Here is a 25,287-nt window from a genome sequence, read left to right as displayed (position 1 = left end):
AGGCTCGGCGGGGATCACAAGACTTTGATAAACCTGTGCCGGCCTCTTCGCGGGTGAACCCGCTCCCACAGGGATCGCGCAGGCTTTGAAATCTGTGCTGTACCTGTGGGAGCGGGTTTACCCGCGAAGAGGCCGGCTCATTTCTCACAGACAGAAAAAAGGGCCCGAAGGCCCTTTTTCCGGATCAACCGCCGAGGTACGCGTCGCGCACCTTGGGGTCGGTCAGCAGCGCTTCCCCGGTGCCCTGCATCACCACCCGGCCGTTCTCCAGCACGTAGGCCCGGTCGGCGATCTTCAGCGCCTGGTTGGCGTTCTGCTCCACCAGGAACACCGTCACGCCATCGCGGCGCAGCTGTTCGATGATGTCGAAGATCTGCTGGATGATGATCGGCGCCAGCCCCAGCGATGGCTCGTCGAGCAGCAACAGCTTGGGCTTGCTCATCAGCGCCCGGCCGATGGCCAGCATCTGCTGCTCGCCGCCGGACATGGTGCCGCCGCGCTGGATGTAGCGTTCCTTCAGGCGCGGGAACAGTTGCAGGACCTTGTCCAGCTGTTCCTGGTAGTCACCCTTGTCGGTGAAGAAACCGCCCATGGCCAGGTTTTCCTCGACGGTCAGGCGGGCGAACACGCGGCGGCCTTCGGGCACCACCGCGATGCTCTTGCGCATGATGTGCGAGGAGGGCTGGCCGACCAGCTCTTCACCCAGGTACTTGATGCTGCCGCTGTGGGCCTGGGGCGAGCCGCACAGGGTCATCAGCAGGGTCGACTTGCCGGCGCCGTTGGCACCGATCAGGGTGACGATCTCGCCCTGGTTGATCTCCACGTTGACGCTGTGCAGCGCCTGGATCTTGCCGTAGAAGGTGGAAACGTTCTCGAACTTCAGCATTTACGCTTCCCCCAGGTAGGCTTTGATCACGTCAGGGTTGTCGCGGATCTCCTCCGGCGTGCCGTGGGCCAGGGGCGTGCCCTGGTTGATCACGACGATGTGGTCGGAAATGCTCATCACCAGCTTCATGTCGTGCTCGATCAGCAGCACGGTGACGTTGTGCGACTCGCGCAGGTAGGCGATCAGTGCCTTGAGGTCTTCGGTTTCCTTCGGGTTCAGGCCGGCGGCCGGTTCGTCGAGCATGATGATGCGTGGCTGGGTCATCATGCAGCGGGCGATTTCCAGGCGGCGCTGCTGGCCGTAGGCCAGGGTGCCGGCGGTACGGTTGGCGAACTCGGTCAGGTTGACCTTATCCAGCCAGTACTGGGCGCGCTCCATGGCCTCCTTCTCGCTGCGGCGGAAGCTCGGGGTCTTGAACAGGCCGGCGAAGAAGTTGGTGTTGAGGTGGCGGTGCTGGGCGATCAGCAGGTTTTCCAGCGCGGTCATCTCCTTGAACAGGCGCACGTTCTGGAAGGTCCGCACCACGCCCTTGCGGGCGATCTGGTGGCCGGCCAGGCCCTGGATCGGCTGGCCGTCGAGCAGGATGGTGCCGCCGCTGGGCTTGTAGAAGCCGGTCAGGCAGTTGAACACGGTGGTCTTGCCGGCGCCGTTCGGGCCGATCAGCGCCACCACCTGTTTTTCCTTGACGGTCAGTCCCACGCCGTTGACCGCCAACAAGCCGCCGAAGCGCATGCTCAGGCCGCTGACTTGCAGAATTTCACGGCTCATCGATGCAGCTCCATATGGGGGCGTTGCATGGGCAGCAGGCCCTGCGGACGCCAGATCATCATCAACACCATCAGCGCACCGAACATCAGCATCCGGTATTCGCTGAACTCACGCATCAGCTCGGGCAGCAGGATCATCACGATGGCCGCGAGAATCACGCCCAGTTGTGAGCCCATGCCGCCGAGCACGACGATGGCGAGGATGATCGCCGACTCGATGAAGGTGAACGACTCCGGCGTCACCAGGCCCTGGCGCGCAGCGAAGAAGCTGCCGGCGAAACCGGCGAAGCAGGCACCCAGGGTGAACGCCGAAAGCTTGATCACGGTGGGGTTCAGGCCCAGCGCGCGGCAGGCGATCTCGTCTTCGCGCAGCGCTTCCCAGGCACGCCCGATCGGCATGCGCAGCAGGCGGTTGATGACGAACAGCGCCAGCAGGGCCAGCAACAGAGCCACCAGGTAGAGGAAGATGACCTTGTTGATCGAGTTGTATTGCAGCCCGAAGAACTCGTGGAAGGTCTGCATCCCCTCGGCGGCCCTGCGCTCGAAGGTCAGGCCGAAGAACTCCGGCTTGGGGATGTTGCTGATGCCGTTGGGGCCGCCGGTCCAGTCGGTGAGGTTGCGCAGGAACAGGCGGATGATCTCGCCGAAGCCGAGGGTCACGATCGCCAGGTAGTCACCGCGCAGGCGCAGCACCGGGAAGCCGAGCAGGAAGCCGAAGGTGGCGGCCATCAGGCCGGCGATCGGCAGGCAGACCCAGAAGCTCCAGCCCAGGTAGTGCGAGAGCATCGCGTAGCTGTAGGCGCCGACGGCGTAGAAGCCGACGTAGCCGAGGTCCAGCAGGCCGGCGAGGCCGACCACGATGTTCAGGCCCAGGCCCAGCAGCACGTAGATCAGGATCAGCGTGGCGATGTCGACCGCCCCGCGCGAACCGAAGAACGGCCACACCAGGGCCGCGACGATCAGGCCGATGATCACGTAGCGCTGGGTTTTCGGCAGGGTCAGGTAGTTGCTCACGGCCGGCGGGATCAGCTTGCGATCCGAACTGCGGCCCATGACCGAACTCCACTGCTTGTCGAACAGCACGCGCAGGAACATCAGCACCGAACACACGGCGATGATGCCGATGGTGAATGACCCTTGGCTGTGCACGACCAGGCTGATGCCGTCGATGCTCAGTTTCAGGCCCAGTACCGGGAAGGCCACGGCCCAGACCAGCAAGGCGCTGAAGAACGCCTGTTTGAGATTTCTGTTCATACTTTTTCAACCTCCGGGCGGCCGAGGATGCCGGTCGGCCGGAACAGCAGGACAAGAACCAACAAGCCGAATGCCACCACGTCCTTGTACTGGTCGCCGAAGATATCGGCGCCGAAGGCTTCGGCCACGCCCAGCACCAGCCCGCCGAGCATGGCGCCCGGGATGCTGCCGATGCCGCCCAGCACCGCCGCGGTGAAGGCCTTCAGGCCCACCAGGAAACCGGCGTTGGGGTTGATCACCCCGTACTGCATGCTCAGCAGCACGGCCGCCACCGCCGCCAGGGCGGCACCGATGACGAAGGTCAGGGCGATGATGTTGTTGGTGTTGATGCCCAGCAGGTTGGCCATCTTGATGTCCTCGGCGCAGGCACGGCAGGCGCGGCCCAGGCGGGAACGGGAGATGAACAGGGTCAGGCAGGTCATGGCCACCAGGGTGACCACGAACACCAGGATCTGCATGTAGCTGATCAGGACTTCTTCCGCGCCGCCCGGCCCGAAGGAGATGCTCCCGGGGATCAGGTTGGGGATGGATTTGTCCTTGGAGTCCTGCGACAGCAAGACGGTGTTCTGCAGGAAGATCGACATGCCGATGGCGGAAATCAGCGGGATCAGACGGTTGCTGTTGCGCAGTGGGCGGTAGGCAACCCGTTCGATGCTGTAGCCATAGGCGCTGGTGACGAAGATCGTCGCGACGAAGGCGACGGTCATCAGGATCGGCAACGAGTGGATGCCCATCATGGCCAGGCCCGCGAGGACGATGAAGGCCACGTAGGAACCGATCATGTACACCTCGCCGTGGGCGAAGTTGATCATGCCGATGATGCCGTACACCATGGTGTAGCCGATGGCGATCAAGGCGTAGGTGCTGCCGATGGTCAATCCATTAACCAGTTGTTGGAAGAAATGGTAGATCTCAGGCATTACAGCGCTCCTAAAAACCTGATTTGCATTTCGCTGGCCGGGGTACGGCCAGGAAACCGCGGGTGACGGTTTTAAGATTTTCAGGTGGGCCGGCCCCCGGATCGCGGGGATCGGGCCCATGAACCTCGTAAAACAAAGCCCACTGCTCGCACAGTGGGCTTTTTACGGTCAGCTATTAGTCACGCAGTTACTGAGGGGAGACTTCGGTCTTCGGCTTGCCGAAGTGCCATTCGTAGACCACGAACTTGAAGTCTTTCAGGTCGCCTTTCTCGTCGTACGACAAGGTGCCGGTCGGGGTCTTGAAGGAACCCGCGTGGATGGCCGCGGCCACCTTGTCGGTGTCTTCGGACTTGGCCGCTTCGATGCCCTTGGCGATCAGTTCGACAGCCGAGTAGGCCGGGAACACGAACGGACCGCTCGGGTCCTTGCCGTCGGCCTTGATGGCGTCGACGATGGCCTTGTTCTCAGGGTCGGCGTCGAACGACTTGGGCAGGGTGACCAGCAGGCCTTCGGAGGCGTTCTGGGCGATCTGCGAGATGGAGTCGTTACCCACGCCTTCCGGGCCCATGAACTTGGCTTTCAGGCCTTTTTCCTGGGCTTGGCGCAGGATCAGGCCCAGTTCCGGGTGGTAGCCGCCGTAGTAGACGAAGTCGACATTGTTCTGCTTGAGCTTCTGGATGATCGAGGAGAAGTCCTTGTCACCGGCGTTCAGGCCTTCGAAGACGGCGACCTTGGTGCCTTTCTTCTCCAGGGTCTGCTTGACCGCGGTGGCGATGCCTTCACCGTACTGCTGCTTGTCGTGCAGGACGGCCACGACCTTCGGTTTGACGTGGTCGGCGATGTAGTTGCCGGCAGCCGGGCCCTGGGCGCTGTCCAGGCCGATGGTGCGGAAGATCAGCTTGTAGCCACGGGCGGTGATTTCCGGCGAGGTGGCGGCCGGGGTGATCATGATCACGCCTTCGTCTTCGTAGATGTCGGACGCTGGCTGGGTGGAGCTGGAGCACAGGTGGCCGATGACGAACTTGACGCCGTCGTTGACCACTTTGTTGGCGACCGCCACGGCCTGTTTAGGGTCGCAGGCGTCGTCGTATTCCTTGGCTTCGAGCATCTTGCCATCCACGCCACCCTTGGCGTTGATGTCCTTGATGGCCTGCTTGGCGCCGATGAACTGCATGTCGCCGTACTGGGTCACCGGGCCGGTCTTCGGACCTGCGATGCCGATCTTGATGGTGTCGGCGGCAAACGAATGGCTGGCTACCCCGGCCAGTACCATTGCGGCGAACAGCTTGGAAATCTTGATCATAGTGCTCCACTCATTCTGTTGTAATTCTTATAGTCCTGGCGGCCAGGGCTACAGACCGGGCGGGATTTGCGGCATGGCCACGCCATGCTGCATGCCCACCTTCCCCCGGAACATGTCCCGGAACTGTACCGGTACAGTGTAGAGCGCTGTTCACGCGCTTGAAAAGCGGGTGAAAAGTGCCTGATTCTGGAGGTGTCGCTTGGTCGAAACAAAGATACAGAAAAGCGCCATCACTGTGCCTGCATCTGCGGTCCCACCCCACGTGTCCGGGACCAATCGACCAAATTACGTATTTGAAACCGGGTTTTTCTGCAAAAATGCCGGCCTTTTTTCATTGGCCGAATGTGCGGACATACCCATGACTGATCAAACAAGCACCCTCTATGCCAAATTGCTCGGCGAGACCGCGACAATCGAATGGAAAGCCCTGGAGCGTTTCTGGGCCAAGGGTGACCTGATTTGGGTCGACCCGGCACTGGACTTGATCGAGGTTGCCGAGGCGATGGCCGAGAATCGCAGCGAAATCTTCGCAAAGTGGCGCAGTGATGGCACTGTCGGGCCGGTGACCGCCGAACAGGCGCTCGACCTGCAAAGCCGCGACCCAGAGATCTGGGCGGTGGTGGTTTCGCCGTTCATCGTGATTCAAGCCAAAGCGGCGGAATGACGCTGCGCTTTTCTGGTGCGTAAAAAAGCTCAGCCGCCTCGATTTGGTGCTTGAGGGCGCTCAAGGCCGGTAGAGGTCGGTAACAATTCGGCGTGGCGGTAACAGTTTACGGGATGCGTAATGGGGCTCAGCGTGGCCCCTGAACAGTGGAACAGTTTTGAACGGTCAGGAGTGATTCATGAGCACAGCACTACCTTCGCTTGGATTTGCCGGTATCGGCCTGATGGGCTTGCCGATGTGCCGGCGCCTGCTCGCCGCCGGCTACCCGCTGACGGTCTGGAACCGCAGCCCGGAAAAGTGCGCCGAACTGGTGGCTGCCGGGGCCCGGCTGGCCGCCAGCCCCGCCGAGCTGTGCGCCGACAGCGACATGCTGCTGTTGTGCCTGGCCGACACGGCGGTGGTGCGTGAGGTGGTGTTCGGTGAGCAGGGGATCGCCCAGGGCGGGCGCCGCGGCCAGTTGCTGGTCGACCTGTCCAGCCTGGAAGCGACCGCCACCCGCGAGATGGCTGCCGAACTGGCGGCGCTGTGCGGCATGGCCTGGCTGGATGCCCCGGTTTCCGGCGGCACGGCGGGGGCAGAGGCGGGCACCCTGGCGATCATGGTCGGCGGCGAGGCTGGCGATCTGCAGCGTGCGCGGCCGGTACTGCTGACGCTCGGCCAGCGGGTCACGCACATGGGCGCGGTGGGCGCAGGGCAGGTGACCAAGACCTGCAACCAGATGATCGTCGCCTGCAATGCCCTGGTGATCGCCGAAGTGGTGGCGCTGGCCGAGCAGTCCGGGGTCGACGCCAGCCTGATCGCCGAGGCCCTGGCCGGTGGCTTCGCCGACTCCAGGCCGCTGCAGATCCTCGCGCCGCAGATGGCCGAAAGCCGTTTCGAGCCGGTCAAGTGGCACGTGCGCACGCTCCTCAAGGACCTCGATGGTGCGGTCAAGCTGTCCCGCGAGCAGGGCGCGGCGACGCCGCTCAGTGGCCTCGCCGCGCAGTTGATGCGCCTGCATGGAAGCCAGGGGCATTTGCAAAAAGATCCGGCGACCCTGGTCCAGATGTTCCGTAGCAAGGGCTGAGCGACGTGTCGTGGCGGTCCAGGTGTTCGAGGATCGGCCGCAGGTCGGCCAGGGGCACCGGGCGGCTGAGCAGGTAGCCCTGGACGTAGTCGCAGTGGTTGGTTGCCAGGAACTCATACTGCTCTGCGGTCTCCACCCCCTCGCTGACCACTTGCAGGTGCAGGGTGTGGGCCATGGCGATGATGGCCTGGACGATTTCGCGGTCCTGCAGGCTGTCGGGAACGTCCTGCAGGAAGGTGCGGTCGATTTTCAGCACGTCCAGGGGCAGGCGCTTGAGGTAGGACAGTGACGAGTAGCCGGTGCCGAAGTCGTCGATCGACAGCGCCACGCCCTGGCTGCGGATGCGCTTGAGCAGGCAGACCGTGTGCTGGATATCGCCCATCAGGGCATTCTCGGTGACCTCCAGCTCCAGGTGGCGCGGTGCGATACCGGCCTCGCGCAGGGCCATTTCCACTTCGTCCGGCAGGTTGTCGTGGCCCAGGGTCACGGCCGAGCAGTTGACCGTGACCTTGAGGTCGGTAAAGCCGTTGCGCTGCAGTTGGGCGAGGTCTGCGCAGGCATGGCGCAGCACCCACAGGTCGAGGTCGACGATCAGGCCATTGGCCTCGGCGATGCCGATGAAGCGGTCGGGCCCGAGCAGGCCATGCTGCGGATGCTGCCAGCGCACCAGCGCTTCGAGCTTGGCCACGTGGCCGCTGCGCAGGTCGAAGATCGGCTGATAGTGCACGCGCAGCCCGCGTTCTTCGAGCAGGGCGATGCGCAACTCTTCTTCGAGCTGCAGCTCCAGGCTGGCGCGGCTTTTCAGGCTGTTGTTGAAGAAGTGCAGGCTGTTGCGCCCGCTGCCCTTGGATTGGTACAGCGCCAGGTCGGCGTGCTTGAGCAGTTCTTCGGCGGTCTGCCCGTCGTCAGGGAACAGGCTGATGCCGATGCTGGTGGTCATCACCATGCGCCGGCCACCCAGGTCGATGGGCTCCTTCATCCGCTGCATGATGCGCTGGGCCAGGTGGCGGGCCTCGTCGGTGCTGTGCAGGCTGGTGACCACGCAGAATTCGTCGCCGCCGAAGCGTGCGACCAGGTCCTGGCTGCGGGTGGCGGCCTTGATGTGGCTGGCGATGACCTTGAGCAGCTCGTCACCGGCGTCGTGGCCGAGGCTGTCGTTGATGCGCTTGAAATGGTCGACATCGAGGAACATCACCGCCAGGCGCTGCTGGTCGTCGTGCTGCTCGGCCAGGCGCTCGGCGAACAGCTGGTTGAAGCCGCGGCGGTTGACCAGGTTGGTCAGGGCGTCGTAGTGCGCGGCCTGTTGCAGCGAGGCACGGGCCTGGTCGAGCTGGCTCAGCAGCAGGCCGTAGCGGCGCAGGTCGTCCTCCTTGCTCTGCAGCTTCTTGTCGGCCAGCGCGGCGCTGATGCTGCTGCCGCTGATCAGCAGGGTGATGACGGCCACGGTCAGGCCCAGTTGCAGGCTGTTGTCGCCTGACGGCAGGCGCAGGGCGGTGTCGGAGGGTATCACCAGGGTCATGGCGGCCATGGCGGTGAAATGGGTGGCGACGATGCCACCGGCCATCAACAGGCTGGCGCCGTACTTCATGGCCTGGTGGCGGGTGCCGCTGCCGTTGCGGAAGTAGCGCGCCAGCAGCAGCGCGGCGAGGCTGGTGAGCAGAGCGATGGCGGCGCTGGCGAGCAGCAGGTTGGTCTGGTAGTACTGGCGGGCCCCGGTCTGCAGCGCGGCCATGCCGACGAAGTGCATGAGGACGATGCCCAGGCCGATCAGCAACGCGCTCTGCAGGTAGTGGTGGGGGAGCATTTCGATGCGGTCGAGGCTGTTCATCGCCAGCCAGGCCACCACCAGCGCGATCAGCAGCGACAGGCCGGTCAGCGAGACGTCGTAGTGCACTTCCAGGGGCGCCTGGAACGCCAGCATGCTGATGAAGTGCATGGCCCAGATGCCACCGGCCAGGCAGCAGGCACCGAGCACGCGCCATTGCCGCTGTGCGGTGGGGTGTTCGGCGTGTGATTGGCGTTCGGCCATGTCGAGGGTGGCGAAGCAGGCGGCGCTGGCCACGGCGAAGGCGATCAGGATCAGCAGGGGCTCATGACGGCAGTCGATGACGATGCGCCCGTTGATCGGCAGTTGCGCGAACAGTTGCAGTCCCAGCCATTCCATTGCTAGCCCTTTGCTCGAGTTTGCACTCGTCTCCGATCACGCCCGTTGGAGACTGTCGAAGGGCAGTATAGGAACGCCTGTTTAAACCTTCCTGAATAATGGCACTTTGGGTGTAATGATTTGGTTATGACATTGATAGCCAGGTGGCATATGTAGCGGGGGGCCGCTTTGCGGCCCTTTCGCGACACAAGGCCGCTCCTACAGGGAACTGCGATTTCCTGTAGGAGCGGCCTTGTGTCGCGAAAGGGGCGCAAAGCGCCCCCAGCCATTCAACGCCTGGATCAGCCCGCGACCAGCACGCGAATCGCCTCCAGGCGCAACGCGGCCTTGTCCAGCATCGCCAGCCCGTCTTCACGCTGCTTGCGCAGGGCGTCGATCTCGCTGTCACGCACGCTTGGGTTGACGGCCTGCAAGGCGGTCAGGCGCGCCAGTTCTTCATCCGCCTCGGCGGTCAGGCGGCGCTGGGCTTCGGCCACGCGCTCGACGTGGGTCGGCATGACCTTCGCCTCGCCGCCGCTGATACGCTGGGCCAGCACATCGCGCTGGGCCTGGACGAACTTGTTGGCGCTGGCCCGTGGCACGCTTTCGAGCTGGTCGTTGAGGGTCTCGAAGGCCACCCGCGAGGCCAGGTCGTTGCCATTGGCATCGAGCAGGCAGCGCAACGCAGCCGGTGGCAGGTAGCGGCCCAGTTGCAGGCTGCGCGGTGCCACCACTTCGCTGACGAACAACAGTTCGAGCAGTACGGTGCCGGGTTTCAGGGCCTTGTTCTTGATCAGCGCGACGGCGGTGTTGCCCATCGAGCCGGACAGCACCAGGTCCATGCCGCCCTGCACCATCGGGTGCTCCCAGGTCAGGAACTGCATGTCTTCACGCGACAGCGCCTGGGCGCGGTCGTAGGTGATGGTCACGCCCTCGTCGTCGCCCAGCGGGAAGCTGGCGTCGAGCATCTTCTCGCTCGGCTTGAGGATCAGGGCGTTTTCCGAGTGGTCCTCGCTGTCGATGCCGAAGGCGTCGAACAGGGTTTCCATGTAGATCGGCAAGGCGAACTGGTCGTCCTGCTCGAGGATGTCCTCGACCAGCGCCTGGCCTTCGCCGGCACCGCCGGAGTTGAGCTCCAGCAGGCGGTCACGGCCGCTGTGCAGCTCGGCCTCCAGGCGTTCGCGTTCGCCACGGGCCTCGGCCACCAGCGCGCTCCAGGCCTTGGCTTCGCCGTCTTCGAGCATCGGCAGCAGGCGCGGGCCGAACTGGTGCTGCAGGGCGTTGCCGGTCGGGCAGGTATTGAGGAAGGCGTTGAGGCCGTCGTGGTACCACTGGAACAGGCGCTCCTGCGGGCTGTCCTGCAGGTACGGGATGTGCAGTTCGATGGTGTGCTTCTGGCCGATCCGGTCGAGGCGGCCGATGCGCTGTTCGAGCAGGTCCGGGTGGGCCGGCAGGTCGAACATCACCAGGTGATGGGCGAACTGGAAGTTGCGGCCTTCACTGCCGATTTCCGAGCAGATCAGCACCTGGGCGCCGAATTCCTCGTCGGCGAAGTAGGCCGCGGCGCGGTCGCGCTCGAGGATGCTCATGCCTTCGTGGAAAACCGTGGCCGGGATGCCGGAGCGCACGCGCAGGGCGTCTTCGAGGTCCATGGCGGTTTCGGCATGGGCGCAGATCACCAGAACCTTGGTGCGCTTGAGCATCTTCAGGGTGTCGATCAGCCAGTCGACACGCGGGTCGAAGCGCCACCAGCGTTCGTCGTCGCTGACCTCGCCCTGGGCCTGGAAGGCGACTTCCGGGTACAGCTCGGCGCGCTCGCCGGCGGGCAGGTCCTGGTATTGCTCAGGGTTGGCCAGCGGGTAGGGGTGCAGCTGGCGCTCGGGGAAGCCCTGCACGGCGGCGCGGGTGTTGCGGAACAGCACGCGGCCGGTACCGTGGCGGTCGAGCAGCTCGCGGATCAGGCGGGCGCTGGCCTGGGTGTCGCCGTCGTTGACCGCGGCCAGCAGCGCTTCACCCTCGGCACCGAGGAAGCCCTGGATGGTGGCGTGGGCCTTGGGCGACAGGCGGCCTTCGTCGAGCAGTTCCTGCACCGCTTCGGCCACCGGGCGATAGTGCTCGCTCTCGGCGCGGAAGGCGGCCAGGTCGTGGAAACGGTTGGGGTCGAGCAGGCGCAGGCGGGCGAAGTGGCTGTCCTGGCCGAGCTGTTCGGGGGTAGCGGTGAGCAGCAGCACACCCGGGATGACCTGGGCCAGTTGCTCGACCAGGCTGTATTCGGCGCTGGCCTGTTCTTCGTGCCAGACCAGGTGGTGGGCTTCGTCGACCACCATCAGGTCCCAGCCGGCGGCGAACAGCGCGTCCTGGGCCTTTTCGTCGTCGACCAGCCACTCCAGGGCGACCAGCGCCAGCTGCGCGTCCTCGAACGGGTTGCTGGCGTCGCTTTCGATGAAGCGTTCGGCGTCGAACAGCGCGACCTGCAGGTTGAAGCGCCGGCGCATTTCCACCAGCCACTGGTGCTGGAGGTTTTCCGGAACCAGGATCAGCACGCGGCTGGCGCGCCCCGACAGCAGCTGGCGGTGGATCACCAGGCCGGCTTCGATGGTCTTGCCCAGGCCCACTTCGTCGGCCAGCAGTACCCGCGGTGCGCTGCGGTCGGCCACTTCGCGAGCGATGTGCAACTGGTGGGCGATCGGTTGCGCGCGGCAGCCGCCCAGGCCCCACAGCGCCGACTGCATCTGCTTGCTGGTGTGGTGCAGGGTGTTGTAGCGCAGGCTGAACCACGACAACGGGTCGATCTGCCCGGCGAACAGGCGGTCGCTGGCCAGGCGGAACTGGATGAAGTTCGACAGCTGGGTTTCCGGCAGGGTGCGCGCCTGGTTCTGGCCGTCGAGGCCGTGGTAGACCATCAGCCCGTCGATGTCCTCGACCTCGCGCACGGTCAGCTTCCAGCCTTCGAAATGGGTGATCTGGTCACCTGGCGAGAAACGCACGCGGGTCAGCGGCGCATTGCGCAGGGAATACTGACGGGTGTCGCCAGTGGCCGGGTAGAGCACGGTCAACAGGCGGCCATCCTGCGCCAGGATGGTCCCCAGGCCGAGCTCCGCTTCGCTGTCGCTGATCCAGCGTTGCCCCGGTTGATACTGCTGCGCCATACTGCCTGAACTCCCGCGATGAAAAAGCCGGCTATGTTAACGGATAGGCCGGACGGACCATAGACCAGAAGTCCATCAGTCTAGCTGTTTCATCGCAGATTACCGTCTGGTCGACGAGGGCTACGCACCGATATGCCGCTCAAGCACCGCTGGTTGAACGCTTCCCTGGCCATGGGCAGCCTCGTGCTGCTGGCCGCCTGCGAGCAGAAAAATTTTGAAACCCTGCCGCCGATCCCGGTCGAGCAGCTCGAAGTCCTGGGCGTGCAGACGCCGCTCAAGAGCGTGCACTTCCACGACCGCGATGGCGAAGGGCTGCTGGTGCTCAGCCGCAGCGACGGCCAGGCGGTGGATGCCGAATCCGAGCAGGAAGTCGACAAGGTGGTGCTCAAGGCCACCCTGTACGGCCGCGCCGCCGCCAGCGACGCGTTCAAGCCGCGCTGGCAGATCGAGCAGGAAACCACCTGCCCGGGCCTGGACCTGGATGTCGATTTCTATGGCGATGTCAGCGATGTCAGCGACCTGGACAAGGACGGTATCGCCGAAGTGACCGTGGCCAGCCATGCCTTCTGCGGTGGCGGCATCGACCCGCACGACATCGCCATCGAGATGCGCCAGGGGCAGGCCAGCTACACCATCACCGGTCACTCGCTGATCACCCCGGCCGGCGAACAGCCGATCGGCGGCGATCGCGAAGACAGCGCCTCGCTGAAGAGCGCGCCGGCCGTGCTGCGCGAGCATATGGAAGCGGTCTGGCAGCAGGTCTACAAACGGCCCTGGAGCGAAACCAGCCCGCCGCCCGACGACGACCCGGAAGACGACAGCGAATAACCGTTGTCCAACCTGGCAGGGTGCGGCTGGGACCAGCGGCACCTTTTCAACCCTCAAGCCGGCTAAAGGATGGCCGATACAGTGGGCACAGGAGAATTTCCATGTTGCCGCCGATCATTCCGCTCAGTGCCGCCCCCGTGACCTCGCAGCAGGACCCGGTCAAGCAGGCCCCCGACATCAAGCCGGTGGTGCCCGTGCAGCCTTCGTCCAACGAAAGCGCCATCGACCTCAAGCACCAGCGTGATCCGCAGGAGCAGGCCCTGCTGCTGCGCGAGGAGCAGCGCCGCCAGCAGCAGCGGCGCAACAACAAGGGCGACGCCGAGCGCTACAGCGCGGTGCCGGGCGACGAAGTCAACGCCGACAACACCGTGCCGGTGGCGCCGTTGATGGGCGAGCACCCGCGCCAGGGGCTGCTGGTCGATATCGAAGTCTGACGCGGGGCTGGTCACGGCCGGCGCCTGGCTTCATCATGCAGGTCTCTGTTGATCGTCGAGCCCACCCATGAGTCAAGACAACCTCATCGACTTCGATGCCGAGCGCGCCAAGCGCATCCACGACCTCAAGGAAAAGCGCCTGAACGAAGTGCGTCAGGCGTTCGAGCAGGCCATGCCGCTGAGCGCGGCGAAGAAAAAGAAGCCCAAGGGCAAGCCCAAGAAGCGCTGAAACCTGACGCAGGTCAACGCTGCGCCCGCCTCGCGTGCCCGGTCTCGGGCACCATTGATCCTGATCAATTCTTTGCGCCCTCGTATTCGTTACCTTGCATCCATCGGACAACGGCAAGCGAATCGGGAGGCCGACATGTTCTTCGACAATGTGGTTATCGCGGGTGTGGTAACGGTCGGGTTGATGTTCGCCTTCTTTGCCGGTCTGGGCATTTTCATCTGGAAGGACGCGCACAAGCGCAAGCCGCGCTGACCTGCCAGGTACACGAGCACGCAAGGCATTTAGGGCGACTTCGGTCGCCTATTTTTTTGCCTGCTGGTTTTGCAGGGGCTGTGCTGACGTCTTCGCGGGTGAACCCGCTCTCACAGGTATTGCGCAGCGCTCGAAACCTGTGAGATCCCTGTGGGAGCGGGTTCACCCGCGAAGAGGGCGGCACAGGATTATAAAGATGATTAGCTAGCTAATTATTCATTCCCGCATTATCCTTGTCGTCATTGTCTATCGTTTAACTGACCATCCCCCGCAAGGTCCGATTCGTGCCCATCACCCTCCAGGCCCTGTTCGCACCCAGCAGCCTCGCCCTCAAGTTCGCCTTCAAGACCGTGCTCGGTGGCGGCCTGGCGTTGTGGCTGGCCATGCGCTGGGGGCTGGAGCAGCCGTCGTGGGCCCTGATGACCGCCTTCATCGTCGCCCAGCCACTGTCGGGCATGGTGGTGCAGAAAGGCCTGGCACGGTTGGCCGGGACCCTGGTCGGCACCTTCATGTCGGTGGTGTTCATCGGCCTGTTCGCCCAGACGCCCTGGTTGTTCCTGATCGCCCTGGCGCTGTGGCTGGCCCTGTGCACCGCGGCCTCGACGCAACTGCGCAGCGCCTGGGCCTATGCCTTCGTGCTGGCCGGCTACACCGCCGCGATCATCGCCTTGCCGTCGATCGACCACCCGCTGAACGTGTTCGACCAGGCCGTGGCGCGCTGCAGCGAAATCTGCCTGGGCATCTGCTGCGCCACCGCCACCAGCGCTCTGGTCTGGCCCATGCGCGTCGAGCAGCAACTCGCCGGTCAGGCGCGCCAGGCCTGGCACAACGGCCTGCAGGCAGCCAGCGCCATGCTGGGCGGCGAGGACGAAGCGCGCAAAGGCCTGCTCGACAGCCTGGGGCGTATCGTCGCCATCGATACCCAGCGCGAGCATGCCTGGTTCGAGGGCCCGCGTGGGCGTCAGCGGGCCCGGGCGATCCGTGGGTTGAGCCAGAAGCTGATGGTGCTGCTGCGTATCTCGCGTTCGGTGCGCCGGCAATGGCGCCAGCTCGACGAACAGCAGGCGCTGCGCATAGCCCCTTGGCTGGAAGACGTGCGCGCCCAGCTGGCCACGCCCGACCAGCCGAACCTGCTGGTGCTGCGCCAGCGTATCTGGGACGCTGCCCACGACGAACAGATCAGCTCCGCCGAGCACTTCTGCCTGGCGCGCATGACGTTGCTGCTGGACTACGCCATGGCCGCCACCCAGGCCCTGGAGCAGGTCGAGGCGGGCAGGGCGCCCAAGGACGTCGCCCAGGGCCTGGCCGTGCACCGCGACTGGTCGCTGGCGCTGCTGTTCGGGTCGCGCAGTGCCTTGGCGTTCCTGGTGATGAGCAGCTTCTGGCTGGCCACCGCCTGGCCCTCGGCGCCCGGCGGCCTGGTGCTGACCTGCGTCGTCTGCAGCCTGTTCGCCAGCCGCGAGAACGGCGCGCAGATCGGCCTGAGCTTCCTTCGCGGGATCTTCCTGGCGATCCCGGCGGCGTTTCTGGTCGGGCAGATCATCCTGCCGCAATGGAGCAGTTTCGCCTTGCTCTGCCTGGGCATGGGCGTGCCGCTGTTCCTCGGCGCCCTGGGCATGGCCCATCCGCGCACCGGGGCCACTGCCACTTCCTACTGCCTGCATTTCATCGTGCTGGTGGCGCCGCTCAACCACATGACCTTCGGCGTCGCCACCCTGCTCAACAGCGCCCTGGCCATGCTCATGGGCGTGGGTGCGGCGGTGCTGGCGTTCCGCCTGCTGGTGTTCCGCCACCCGGCCTGGCTCGGCCGGCGCCTGCGCGCGGCGACCATGGATGACCTGGTGCGCCTGACCCGGCGCGACCTGCGCGGCGCCGACACCTGGTTCGGCGGGCGCATGGCCGACCGCCTGATGCAGTTGGCGCGGCATGCCGGCGAGCTGCCGGCCACCGAACGCAAGCGCTGGGACGATGGCCTGCACAGCCTGGACATCGGCGACGAGCTGGTGCACCTGCGCATGTGCCTGGCTGTGGCCCAGGCACCGCTGGGGGAGGCCGAGCGCGAGTACCTGCGGCAGGTGCAGGACGTGTTGGCCAAAGGCCCGGCGGCGGGGCGCGAGCAGCGCCTGGATGCGGCCAGTGAGCAGTTCATGGCAGCCCTGCAACGCCAGCCGGCCAGCGACCCGCTGCGCCTGGCCGAAGGCGCGGTGCTGCAGTTGCAGAAGAGTTGGGGCAAATGGTGCCGTGCCCAGGAGGATGCCCATGGGGTTGCGTGAATGGGCGCTGGGCGGCGTGCTGCTCAGCCCGTTTCTGATCTATGTGCTGATGGCACTGGCGCTCACCGGCGTGCTGCGCCTGCTGGTGCAGGCCACGCCGCTGGGGCGCTGGATCTGGCATGAGGCGCTGTTCGACACGGCGCTGTTCGTCTGTGTGCTGTACCTGGTGGCCAGCCTGCTGGGCCCTTTGTAAGGAGTGATTCGATGCGTGCTGTCGTACGTACCCTGGTGACCCTGTGCGTGGTCGCCATTGCCGTCGTGGCCGGTTTCAAGCTGTGGCAGTACTACATGCTGACGCCCTGGACGCGCGACGCGCGGGTGCGCGCCGATGTGGTGGTGATCGCGCCGGACGTATCCGGCTGGGTGCGCGAGCTCAAGGTGCAGGACAACCAGCCGGTCAAGGCCGGTGACTTGTTGATGAGCATCGACCGCGAACGCTTCCAGGCCGCCTTCGACCAGGCCAGCGCGGTGGCCGAAACCCGTGCCCAGCAACTGCACCTGCGCGAGCGTGAAGCGGCGCGGCGCACGGCCCTGGGGCCGGAGGCGATCAGCGCCGAGCTGCGCGAGAACGCCCAGATCAACGCCGCCATCGCCCGCGGCGACCTGCACGAGGCCGAGGCCCAGCTGCAGGTGGCGAAGATCAACCTGGCGCGCAGCGAAGTGCGCGCACCGCGCAGCGGCCACATCACCAACCTGCGCCTGGCCCAGGGCAACTATGTGAACACCGGCCAGTCGGTGATGGCGCTGGTGGACGACTCGACGTTCTATATCCAGGCCTATTTCGAGGAGACCAAGCTGCCGCGCATTCGTGTGGGTGATTCGGTGAAGGTCTGGCTGATGGGGGCGGGCGAGGCGATGCAGGGGCATGTGGAAAGCATCAGCCGCGGCATCACCGACAGCAACAGCAACCCGGACGGGCAACTGCTGCCAGTGGTGGAGCCGACTTTCAACTGGGTACGGCTGGCACAGCGGATTCCGGTGCGGATCAAGCTGGACCAGATTCCCGAAGGCATGAACCTGAGCGCGGGGATGACCGCCAGCGTGCAGGTGCATGAGGACGAACAATGACCGTCGGGGGCCGCTTTGCGGCCCATTCGCGACACAAGGCCGCTCCTACAGGGGTATGCGATCCCTTGTAGGAGCGGCCGTGTGTCGCGAAAGGGCTGCAAAGCAGCCCCAAAATCCCGACCTCAAAGAAACATCCCGCCAGACACCTCCAGGCGCTGCCCGGTAATCCAGCCATTGCCCTCGTCCAGCAGCAGCGCGATCGCCGCGCCGATGTCGTCCGGCAACCCGGCCCGCCCCAGCGCGGTGTTGCTGGCGACGAAGTCATTGAGCTGGCGGTTGTCACGCACCGCGCCGCCGCCGAAGTCCGTCTCGATCGCTCCCGGCGCCAGGATGTTCACCCGTATCCCGCGTGCCCCCAGTTCCTTGGCCTGGTAGCGGGTGAGCACCTCCATCGCCCCCTTCATCGCTGCGTAGGCGGCATACCCCGGCAGTGAGAAGCGCGCCAACCCGGACGAGATGTTGACGATGCGCCCGCCATCGACCAGCAAAGGCAGCATCTGCTGGGTGAGGAAGAACGGCCCCTTGAGCTGGATGTTCACCAGTTGGTCGAACTGCGCCTCGCTGGTGTCACTGAAAGGTGCATGGAGGCCGATGCCGGCATTGTTCACCAGGAAGTCGAAGCGCTCGCGGCCAAAGTGCTGTTGCAGCGTCTGCCCCAGGCGCTGGGCAAAGCTGGCGAAACTGCTGCTGTCGCTGACATCGAGTTGCAGCATGGCGGCCTTGGCCCCGGCCTGCTCCAGTTGCCCGGCCACGGCGCGGGCTTGGTCGGCCTGGCTGTGGTAGGTGCCGATGATATCGATGCCGCGTGCGGCCAGGTGCTCGGCGGCGTTGCGGCCCAGGCCGCGGCTGGCGCCGGTGATCAGTGCGATCTTGCGGGTCATGGCGAAGTCCCTCGTGGGTGGTTGTCGAGGGACAGGTTATTGGTCGGCACATGGCTGTTAAATCCAGGAAAACCGGAAATACTGTTCGCCTGGAGCGAACAGTGAGGAGCCGATGAACAAACTGGAATTGCTGCGCACCTTTGTCCGTGTCAGCGAGGTGAGCAGTTTCACCCTGGCAGCCGACAGCCTGGGGTTGCCGCGCTCGACCGTGTCCGAGCAGGTCAGGGCGCTGGAGCAGTTGCTCGGCACCCGCCTGTTCAATCGCACCACGCGGCGCGTGCAGGCTACCCAGGACGGTGCGTTGCTGTATGAGCGCAGCAAGGACCTGCTGTCGGGCATGGACGAGATCGAAAGCCTGTTCCGCGCCGACGACGCCGAGCTGGCCGGCTGCCTGCGGGTCGACATGCCGACCATGATGGCCCGGCGCGTGATCATCCCGGCGTTGCCGCAGTTTCTCGAGCGCTTCCCTCGGCTGGAGGTGGAAATCAGCTGCACCGATCGCCAGGTCGACCTGCTGCGCGAAGGTTTTGACTGTGTCATGCGCATTGGCGCGTTGAGCGACCTGGACGTGGTGGCGCGGCCGGTCGGCCGGTTGAGCATGCGTAACTGCGCCAGCCCCGCGTACCTGGCGCGTCATGGCGTGCCGCAGTGCCTGGAAGACCTCGGCAGCCACCGGCTGGTGCACTACGTGCGCACCCTGGGCGCGCGCAGTGCCGGCTTCGAATACCAGCATGGTGGGCAGGTGCGTTTCCAGGCCATGGGCGGGGTGGTCACGGTGAACAATGCCGAGGCCTATTCGGCAGCCTGCCTGGCCGGATTGGGGCTGATCCAGGTGCCTGCCGTGGGCGCGGCGGAGCACATCGCCCGGGGCGAGCTGGTCACCGTGCTGCCGGCCTGGCAGGCACCACCGATGCCGGTATCGTTGCTGTATGCCCGGCAACGGCATGTGCCGCGGCGGGTGCAGGCGTTCATGAACTGGTTGTGCGGGGTGCTGGCCACGCAGGTGGATCCGCTGTGAAAAAGCGCCGCCCGTCACGAGGACCGCGCGGACACCCCGGGCTTCTGTTGCAACAGCTGCTCGAACTCCCCGCGTTCCACCGGCTTGCTCAGGTAGAACCCCTGCACTTCATGGCACCTGTCCTTGGCCAGCGCCTGAAGCTGCTGCTCGGTTTCCACGCCTTCCGCCGTCACCGTCAGCCCCATCGCCTCGCCGAGGTTGATGATCGCCTGCACCACCGCGCGGTCGCTGCTGCCGGCGTTGCCCAGGCCGGCGATGAAGCGCTTGTCGATCTTGATGCTGTCGAACGGATAGGTGCGCAGGTAGCCCAGTGAGGAATAGCCGGTGCCAAAATCGTCCATGTTCAGCCGCACGCCCAACTCCTTGAGCGAGAGCATGGTGCCCAGCGCACCTTCGATGTCGTTGAGCATCACGTTCTCGGTGATTTCCAGCTCCAGGCGCTGGGCGGGGAAGCCGGTTTCCAGGAGTATTTCGCGCACATCGGCCACCACGTCGCTGCGCAGGAACTGCGCCGGCGACAGGTTGACCGAGATCAGCAGCGGCTCGGGCCAATCGTGGGCGCTGCGGCAGGCTTCGCGCAGCACCCAGCGGCCGAGGGTGACGATCAGGTCGCTCTGTTCGGCCAGCGGGATGAAGGTGTCGGGGCCCAGCAGGCCTTCCTGGGGGTGCTGCCAGCGCAGCAGGGCCTCGACCGAGACGATGCGCAGGTCGCCCATGCGGTAGCGGGGCTGGTAATAAAGCACGAACTCGTGGTTGCGCAGGGCCCGTCGCAGGTCGTTCTCCAGCTGGCGGCGATACTGGATCTGCTGGTTCATCTCGGCGGCGAAGTAGCGCCAGGTGTTCTTGCCGTCGGCCTTGGCCTGGTACAGGGCGATGTCGGCGCAGCGGATCAGCTCGCCGGCGTCGAAGCCCTGGGTGCGGGTCTGGGCGATGCCGATGCTGACGCCGACATGCAGTGCCTGATCCTCGAACGGGATGGGTTGCTGCAACAGGTCGATCAGCCGCTGGCACAGCCGGTCGATTTCGCTGCGATTGTCCATGCCCGCCAGCACCAGGACGAACTCGTCACCGCCCAGGCGGGCCACCAGGTCACCGTCGCGGGTGGTGTCGCGCAGGCGCGCGGCGACTTCCTGCAACACCGCGTCGCCTGCGGGGTGGCCGAGGGAGTCGTTGATCGGCTTGAAGTTGTCCAGGTCCAGCAGCAGCAAGGTCAGCGGCGGCGAGTCGTTGCCGCGCAGCAGCGCCTGCTCCAGGTGCCGCGCCAGCTTGTTGCGGTTGGCAAGGCCGGTCAGTGGGTCGTGCAGCGACAGGTGCTGGATGTGCGCGTGGGCCGCGACCTCGTCGGTGATGTCGCTGGCGGTGCCGCGAAAGCCGGCGAGCTTGCCATCGAGCAGGATCGCCCGTGCCGAGATCCGGCAATAGCGGTTCTGGCCATTGTGATCACGATAGGCGCAGCGCAGGTTGGCCGGTTGCTCGCTGTCGGCCTCGGCCTGGGCATCGAGCCAGGGTGACAAGGGCGTGGTGTCGCAACTGAGCAGCTGGTTGAGCGGTTGGCCCAGCCAGGTGTCGACCGGGTCGCCGGTGACCCGGACGAAGCGTTGCGACAGGTAGGTCAGGCGTTGTTGCCGGTCGGTTTCCCAGATCCAGTCGGAAGCGGCTTCGGCGACGGCGCGAAAACGCTGCTCGCTGGCCTCCAGGGCGTGATTGCTCTGGCGCAGGCGTTCGAGGCTGAGGTCGATGGCCCGGGAGCTGCGCAGGGCGTGACGGAACAGGTACAGCATGACCAGGCCCAGTACCAGCAAGGCGCAGAGCAAGGGCGGCAAGACCGCCCAGAGCAGTTGCCGACCGGGCAGCGGGCTGTCCCAGGCCAGGCGATAGCCGGTGTCGCCCAGGGCGATATGCTGATGGCCAGGCTTGCCGCTCTCATGCGCTTCGACATGCATGTGCGCAAGGCCGGCATTGGCTCCCAGGCTCGCGAGCTTGTGTTCGGTCAGCTGGTCGACGAACAACATGACCGGTGCCTGGCGCACTTCCTCTGCCGTCACGTCGCGATCGGGGCGCACGGCGGCGGCGGTGAGCACCGCCGGCCGGTTGTTGAACATCACGAAATGGGTGATCTGGTCACGCGCGCCGGCGGCCGCGCGGGCCTCGGCGATGATCGGCGCCAGGGCGGCCTCGATGAAGCTGCTGGCTGCAGCCTGGGTCGGAGCACCCATGAACAGGGCATACGAGGTGCGCAGGTCGTCGACGACGAACACACCCTCGTAGCCACTGGCGCTGTACAGCGACTCGCCGACGTTCTTCTGTTCGTAGGCCCATTGCCAGTCGACCTTGCCTGCCAGGTGATCGTAGGCCGCATCCCACACGGCGTAGCTGGACAGGAACTGCCGAGAGGCCAGCAGCCGCTGTTCAAGCGCCTTGGCGGCATGGAAGGCGCTGCGTTCCTGCTCCTGCTGGTCAAGGGTGGCGGCAATGTTGAACAACGCGCCCAAGGTCACCAGGCAAGCGAGACCGAAGACGACGCAGAAACCGCCGATCAGGCGGCGGACTTGTAGACGGGGGGTAGGGCTGGCGATCCTGGCCATGCGCGAACGACTCCATGGTGACTGCAGTCCCCCGCCAGTCAATCAGCCAGGAGATTCAGTCAGGATAGGCCAGCTTGAGCGCAGTGGCCTCGCCACGGGCGAAATTGACCTGGTCGCGGCCGCGTCGCTTGGCGCTGTAGAGCGCCTTGTCGGCCTGTTCCAGCCAGTGCTCGGCGCTTTCCAGGTTGCCGTCATGGGCCGACAGGCCGATGCTCAGGCTGATGCGCAGGTGCGGCAGTTGCGGGTTGCGGTAGCTGGCGACCCGCTCGCGCAGCCGCTCCATGGCCTGGCAGGCCTGCTCTTCACGGGTATCGGGGAGAATCACGCAGAACTCGTCGCCGCCATACCGCCCGGCCTGGTCACCTTCGCGCAGGTTGCGCCTGAGCTCTTCGCTCAACTGGCGCAGCACGCAGTCGCCGACCACGTGGCCAAAGGTGTCGTTGATGGTCTTGAAGTGGTCGATGTCGATCAGCGCGATCACCGCCGGTTGCCGTTGCTGCTGGCAGGCTTGAAAGCGCAGCAGCAGCAGGTCCTTCCAGGCACCGTGGTTGAGCAGCCCGGTCAGGCTGTCGGTGAGGGTCAGGGCGCTGAGCCGACGCTTGTGTTCGGCGAGCTTGATCGCCAGTCGGTAGCACACCCAGCCCAGGGCCAGCGGGTAGAGGGTGAGCATCGGCAGGCAGGCGTACACCTGCAGCGGCGAGGCCTGCAACTGCAGGCCGGGGCCCAGTGCCAGGCTGGCCAGGAGCATGCCGGCCAGTTGCGCCAGGGCGCCGCGGGCAATCAGGCGCTTGCCGCCGGCGGCCACGTTGTTCATGGTCATCATCGACAGCACGGTAACGGCCGGCAGCGGATTGAAGTGCATGGCGGCGGTCCAGAAACCGCCCATCAGCGAGTCCAGCAGCAGGTTGCGCTGTTCGGCCCGGTACGGCTCCGCCGACCGCAGTGCCCAGTGGTACGCCACGTGCGGCCAGAGAAGGCCATTGAACAGCAACAGTGCCCAGGCCCACGCTGGTGGCGACAGGGGGGCGACGGCAGCGGCTACGCTGATAAGGCCGATGCCCAGGCCGATGATGCGCGGCAGGTAGATGCGCCTGACGAAAGAAAGTCCCTTGCCGCTGCGGTTGTCCATCATGGTCGTCGTTCTTCTGCTCTGGCGCCGTTTATCGCATAACTTGCCAGAATATTGTCGAACAGTGTTTCATCGTCGAAAAATGACCTTACAAGCCAATTCACGGTTGGTGCGAACACTGTGGGGTAACATGAAGGCTTTCCTCTTGCTCGGAGTGCTGCTGATCATGGTTCCCATGGCTGACCCCGCCGGCGAATCGGCGCCACGGCGGGATGGACGTTTTCACAACCAGGCCAGCCTGCCCCAGGACGGCGTGCTGAAGAAGCTGCGCATCGGCCTCAAGTACCTGTTCCTGCGCAAACCGCCGGAAACCCGGCCCGCCACGGCGATCAGCGTGCAGCCGATGACCCGCCAGCAGGTGCTCGACGCACCGGACCACAGCCTCTGGCGGCTGGGGCACTCGACCCTGTTGCTCAAGCTGCGCGGCCGCTTCTTCATTACCGACCCGGTGTTCGCCGAGCGCGCCTCGCCGGTGCAGTGGGCCGGGCCGTTGCGTTTCCATGCGCCGCCGCTGGGGCTGGACGAACTGCCGCCCTTGGCGGCGGTGATTCTCTCGCACGATCATTTCGATCACCTCGACGAGCAGGCAATCCGTCGCCTGGCCTCCCGTGCCGAGCGCTTTCTGGCGCCGCTGGGGGTGGGCGACCTGCTGCTCGAGTGGGGCGTGCCGGCGGCCAAGGTCACGCAGCTGGACTGGTGGCAGGAGACCGAAGTCGAGGGTGTGCGCTTCGTCGCCACGCCGGCGCAGCACTTCTCCGGGCGCGGGCTGTTCGACAGCAACCGCACCCTGTGGGCCTCCTGGGTGATGATCGATGACCAGACCCGGGTATTCTTCAGTGGCGATACCGGCTACTTCGATGGCTTTCGCCAGATCGGCGAGCGCTTCGGCCCGTTCGACCTGACCCTGATCGAAACCGGCGCCTATAACCTGGCCTGGCCCAACGTGCACATGCAGCCGGAGCAGAGCCTGCAGGCGCACCTCGACCTGCGTGGGCGCTGGATGTTGCCGATCCATAACGGCACCTTCGACCTGTCGATGCATGGCTGGCAGGAGCCGTTCGAGCGCATCGTCGCGTTGGCGGCGGCTGCTCAGGTGCGGCTGAGCACGCCGCAGATGGGCGAGCGGGTCAGCATCGACTCGCCCCACGAAGGGCAGAACTGGTGGTTGCCACGCCCGGCCCGGGAGCGGGGCAGGGGGGCCGAGCGGGCGGTGGCAACGCGCTGAGGTCAGTCCGGGTGCTTTTCGTCCTTTAATAGTTGCGACGGTGGCTTGCCGCTGTCGCTGCGGACCTGGGCGTGGCTGATCAGGGCGAAGATGAAGCTGCCGCCAATGATGTTGCCGGCCAGGGTCGGCAGGGCGAATGCCAGCCAGAAGCTGCTCCAGGTCTGTTCGCCGGCCCATACCAGGTAGGACACCTCCACCGAGCCGACGACGATATGGGTGAAATCGCCCAGGGCCATCAGGTAGGTGATCATCAGGATGATCCAGATCTTGGCGTGCTCCATGGACGGGATCATCCAGACCATGGTGGCGATCATCCAGCCCGAGACGATGCCCTTGGCGAACATCTGGCCGATGTCGTTCTTCATGACCTTGCGCCCGACCTCGAGAAAGGCGACGTCGGTCCGGGCGTCGAAGATCGGCAGTTCGAGCATCACCCAGGCCACCAGCAGGGTGCCGGCCAGATTGCCGAGCAGTACCACGCTCCAGAGGCGCAGCAGGCGACCGAGGTTGGCCAGGGTGGGGGTGGTCATCACCGGTAGCACGGCGGTCAGGGTGTTTTCGGTGAACAGTTGCTGGCGGGCCAGGATCACGGCAAGGAAGCCGGCGCTGTAGCCGATGCTGGCGACCACCTGGGCACTGCTGCCTTCCGGCAGGCGGGCATAGAACAGCCCCATGGCCATCAATGACAGGCCCATGGTCAGCCCTGCGGCGAGTGCCGACCACCACAGCGCCGCGAGCGTGCGCTCCAGTTCCTGGTCCCCCTGGTAGCGGATGATCTCGTGCAGTACGGCTGCCCGTGGCGGCTGGTTATCGCTGACTTCCTTCTCTTCGTCCGCCGACAGACCAGGGGTCTTGTCACGCTGGTTATCGCTCATGGCCGTGGGCTCCATGGGGGTGTTTAACTACAGAGCGGGAGTTCATGCATTTAGTTGCCGAACCGCCGCCGAACGAAGATTGAAAGTTTTTTCAGATCAAGGTGTTGACTCTGATTTCAAAGCGCGTATTATTCGCCTCCTCGCAGCGTTGAACGCAACGAGGCAAGCGGTAAGTTGTTGAGGTTGAACGCTTTTGCAAGAAAGCAGCTTCGAAAAACTTCAAAATAAACGCTTGACAGCAAATGAGGAAAGCGTAGAATGCGCGCCTCGGTTGAGACGAAAAGCTCTTAACCAAACGCTCTTTAACAAATCGAATCAAGCAATTCGTGTGGGTGCTT

At 65.1% G+C, this 25,287-nt stretch carries 23 protein-coding genes; 11 read left to right on the top strand and 12 right to left on the bottom strand.

From position 1 onward, the window contains the following. Window positions 1-184: 184 nt before the first annotated feature. From ACIP21_RS28245 to ACIP21_RS28225, 5 genes are all read right to left on the bottom strand, one after another. Complete coding sequence (locus tag ACIP21_RS28245) at window positions 185-886, bottom strand: ABC transporter ATP-binding protein (protein WP_003254879.1); 702 nt, start codon at window positions 884-886, stop codon at window positions 185-187. After that, on the bottom strand, window positions 887-1,654 hold the full coding sequence (gene livG, locus ACIP21_RS28240) for a high-affinity branched-chain amino acid ABC transporter ATP-binding protein LivG (RefSeq protein ID WP_198752952.1): 768 nt from the start codon (window positions 1,652-1,654) through the stop codon (window positions 887-889). It abuts the gene before it with no gap. Next, window positions 1,651-2,907 (bottom strand): high-affinity branched-chain amino acid ABC transporter permease LivM, encoded by a 1,257-nt coding sequence (locus ACIP21_RS28235; protein WP_400694827.1) that lies wholly within the window; start codon window positions 2,905-2,907, stop codon window positions 1,651-1,653. Before ACIP21_RS28235 ends, livG begins: the two co-directional genes overlap by 4 nt. Next, window positions 2,904-3,827, bottom strand: a complete 924-nt coding sequence (livH, locus tag ACIP21_RS28230; protein WP_400694826.1) for a high-affinity branched-chain amino acid ABC transporter permease LivH — start codon at window positions 3,825-3,827, stop codon at window positions 2,904-2,906. The genes ACIP21_RS28235 and livH overlap by 4 nt, the downstream gene beginning before the upstream one ends. A gap of 187 nt (window positions 3,828-4,014) precedes the next feature. Next, the gene (locus ACIP21_RS28225; RefSeq protein ID WP_103449448.1) at window positions 4,015-5,130 is read right to left on the bottom strand and encodes a branched-chain amino acid ABC transporter substrate-binding protein; all 1,116 of its coding nucleotides are present in this window, start codon (window positions 5,128-5,130) and stop codon (window positions 4,015-4,017) included. Window positions 5,131-5,488: 358 nt separating this feature from the next. On the opposite strand from ACIP21_RS28225, the gene ACIP21_RS28220 reads away from it, so the two are divergent. Both ACIP21_RS28220 and ACIP21_RS28215 read left to right on the top strand, forming a co-directional pair. Further along, entirely contained in the window at window positions 5,489-5,794 is a 306-nt protein-coding gene (locus ACIP21_RS28220; protein ID WP_400694863.1) for a DUF2288 domain-containing protein, read from the top strand. 178 nt (window positions 5,795-5,972) lie between these two features. Continuing rightward, window positions 5,973-6,860, top strand: a complete 888-nt coding sequence (locus ACIP21_RS28215; protein ID WP_400694824.1) for an NAD(P)-dependent oxidoreductase — start codon at window positions 5,973-5,975, stop codon at window positions 6,858-6,860. Here the strand turns inward: ACIP21_RS28215 and ACIP21_RS28210 are convergent. Then, window positions 6,760-9,024: a putative bifunctional diguanylate cyclase/phosphodiesterase gene (locus tag ACIP21_RS28210; RefSeq protein WP_400694822.1), complete on the bottom strand. Its 2,265-nt coding sequence runs from the start codon at window positions 9,022-9,024 to the stop codon at window positions 6,760-6,762. The genes ACIP21_RS28215 and ACIP21_RS28210 overlap by 101 nt on opposite strands. 281 nt (window positions 9,025-9,305) lie before the next feature. Further along, complete coding sequence (rapA, locus tag ACIP21_RS28205) at window positions 9,306-12,152, bottom strand: RNA polymerase-associated protein RapA (protein ID WP_400694820.1); 2,847 nt, start codon at window positions 12,150-12,152, stop codon at window positions 9,306-9,308. Between the two features lie 132 nt (window positions 12,153-12,284). On the opposite strand from rapA, the gene ACIP21_RS28200 reads away from it, so the two are divergent. The 7 genes from ACIP21_RS28200 (at window position 12,285) to ACIP21_RS28170 (ending at window position 17,236) form a co-directional block, all read left to right on the top strand. Then, window positions 12,285-12,980 (top strand): M949_RS01915 family surface polysaccharide biosynthesis protein, encoded by a 696-nt coding sequence (locus tag ACIP21_RS28200; RefSeq protein WP_400694818.1) that lies wholly within the window; start codon window positions 12,285-12,287, stop codon window positions 12,978-12,980. A 101-nt stretch (window positions 12,981-13,081) separates the two neighbouring features. Then, complete coding sequence (locus tag ACIP21_RS28195; RefSeq protein WP_400694816.1) at window positions 13,082-13,414, top strand: aspartate-semialdehyde dehydrogenase; 333 nt, start codon at window positions 13,082-13,084, stop codon at window positions 13,412-13,414. A 67-nt stretch (window positions 13,415-13,481) separates the two neighbouring features. Continuing rightward, the gene (locus tag ACIP21_RS28190; RefSeq protein ID WP_177326697.1) at window positions 13,482-13,643 is read left to right on the top strand and encodes a hypothetical protein; all 162 of its coding nucleotides are present in this window, start codon (window positions 13,482-13,484) and stop codon (window positions 13,641-13,643) included. A gap of 135 nt (window positions 13,644-13,778) precedes the next feature. Beyond that, entirely contained in the window at window positions 13,779-13,895 is a 117-nt protein-coding gene (gene ccoM / locus ACIP21_RS28185; protein WP_289130230.1) for a cytochrome c oxidase subunit CcoM, read from the top strand. 284 nt (window positions 13,896-14,179) lie between these two features. After that, window positions 14,180-16,168, top strand: a complete 1,989-nt coding sequence (locus ACIP21_RS28180) for an FUSC family protein (RefSeq protein ID WP_400694813.1) — start codon at window positions 14,180-14,182, stop codon at window positions 16,166-16,168. Continuing rightward, window positions 16,155-16,361 (top strand): DUF1656 domain-containing protein, encoded by a 207-nt coding sequence (locus tag ACIP21_RS28175; RefSeq protein WP_400694811.1) that lies wholly within the window; start codon window positions 16,155-16,157, stop codon window positions 16,359-16,361. Before ACIP21_RS28180 ends, ACIP21_RS28175 begins: the two co-directional genes overlap by 14 nt. 11 nt (window positions 16,362-16,372) lie before the next feature. Beyond that, window positions 16,373-17,236 carry an efflux RND transporter periplasmic adaptor subunit gene (locus ACIP21_RS28170; protein WP_400694809.1) on the top strand — a complete coding sequence of 288 codons (864 nt, stop codon included), beginning with the start codon at window positions 16,373-16,375 and terminating at the stop codon, window positions 17,234-17,236. Between the two features lie 122 nt (window positions 17,237-17,358). On the opposite strand, the gene ACIP21_RS28165 is transcribed toward ACIP21_RS28170, so the two are convergent. Beyond that, window positions 17,359-18,117 carry an SDR family NAD(P)-dependent oxidoreductase gene (locus ACIP21_RS28165; RefSeq protein WP_400694807.1) on the bottom strand — a complete coding sequence of 253 codons (759 nt, stop codon included), beginning with the start codon at window positions 18,115-18,117 and terminating at the stop codon, window positions 17,359-17,361. A 112-nt stretch (window positions 18,118-18,229) separates the two neighbouring features. Here ACIP21_RS28165 and ACIP21_RS28160 point away from each other — a divergent pair, with 112 nt between their 5' ends. After that, the gene (locus ACIP21_RS28160) at window positions 18,230-19,135 is read left to right on the top strand and encodes a LysR family transcriptional regulator (RefSeq protein ID WP_400694805.1); all 906 of its coding nucleotides are present in this window, start codon (window positions 18,230-18,232) and stop codon (window positions 19,133-19,135) included. 14 nt (window positions 19,136-19,149) lie between these two features. On the opposite strand, the gene ACIP21_RS28155 is transcribed toward ACIP21_RS28160, so the two are convergent. Next, a complete protein-coding gene (locus tag ACIP21_RS28155) occupies window positions 19,150-21,720 on the bottom strand; it encodes an EAL domain-containing protein (protein WP_400694803.1) in 2,571 nt (856 codons plus the stop codon). 55 nt (window positions 21,721-21,775) lie between these two features. Next, complete coding sequence (locus ACIP21_RS28150; protein WP_400694801.1) at window positions 21,776-22,849, bottom strand: diguanylate cyclase; 1,074 nt, start codon at window positions 22,847-22,849, stop codon at window positions 21,776-21,778. A gap of 130 nt (window positions 22,850-22,979) precedes the next feature. Here ACIP21_RS28150 and ACIP21_RS28145 point away from each other — a divergent pair, with 130 nt between their 5' ends. Continuing rightward, window positions 22,980-24,074 (top strand): MBL fold metallo-hydrolase, encoded by a 1,095-nt coding sequence (locus tag ACIP21_RS28145; RefSeq protein WP_400694799.1) that lies wholly within the window; start codon window positions 22,980-22,982, stop codon window positions 24,072-24,074. Between the two features lie 2 nt (window positions 24,075-24,076). Here the strand turns inward: ACIP21_RS28145 and ACIP21_RS28140 are convergent, their stop codons facing one another. Together ACIP21_RS28140 and ACIP21_RS28135 are read right to left on the bottom strand one after the other, a co-directional pair. After that, on the bottom strand, window positions 24,077-24,949 hold the full coding sequence (locus ACIP21_RS28140; protein WP_400694797.1) for a formate/nitrite transporter family protein: 873 nt from the start codon (window positions 24,947-24,949) through the stop codon (window positions 24,077-24,079). A gap of 91 nt (window positions 24,950-25,040) precedes the next feature. Further along, window positions 25,041-25,287, bottom strand: a 247-nt coding sequence (locus tag ACIP21_RS28135) for a hypothetical protein (protein WP_400694795.1), incomplete at its 5' end; no start/stop codon positions are given.

It is taken from the genome of Pseudomonas sp. NPDC089401 (genome assembly GCF_044749485.1).
GTDB lineage: Bacteria > Pseudomonadota > Gammaproteobacteria > Pseudomonadales > Pseudomonadaceae > Aquipseudomonas.
This window is presented reverse-complemented; position numbering and strand designations above follow the sequence as displayed.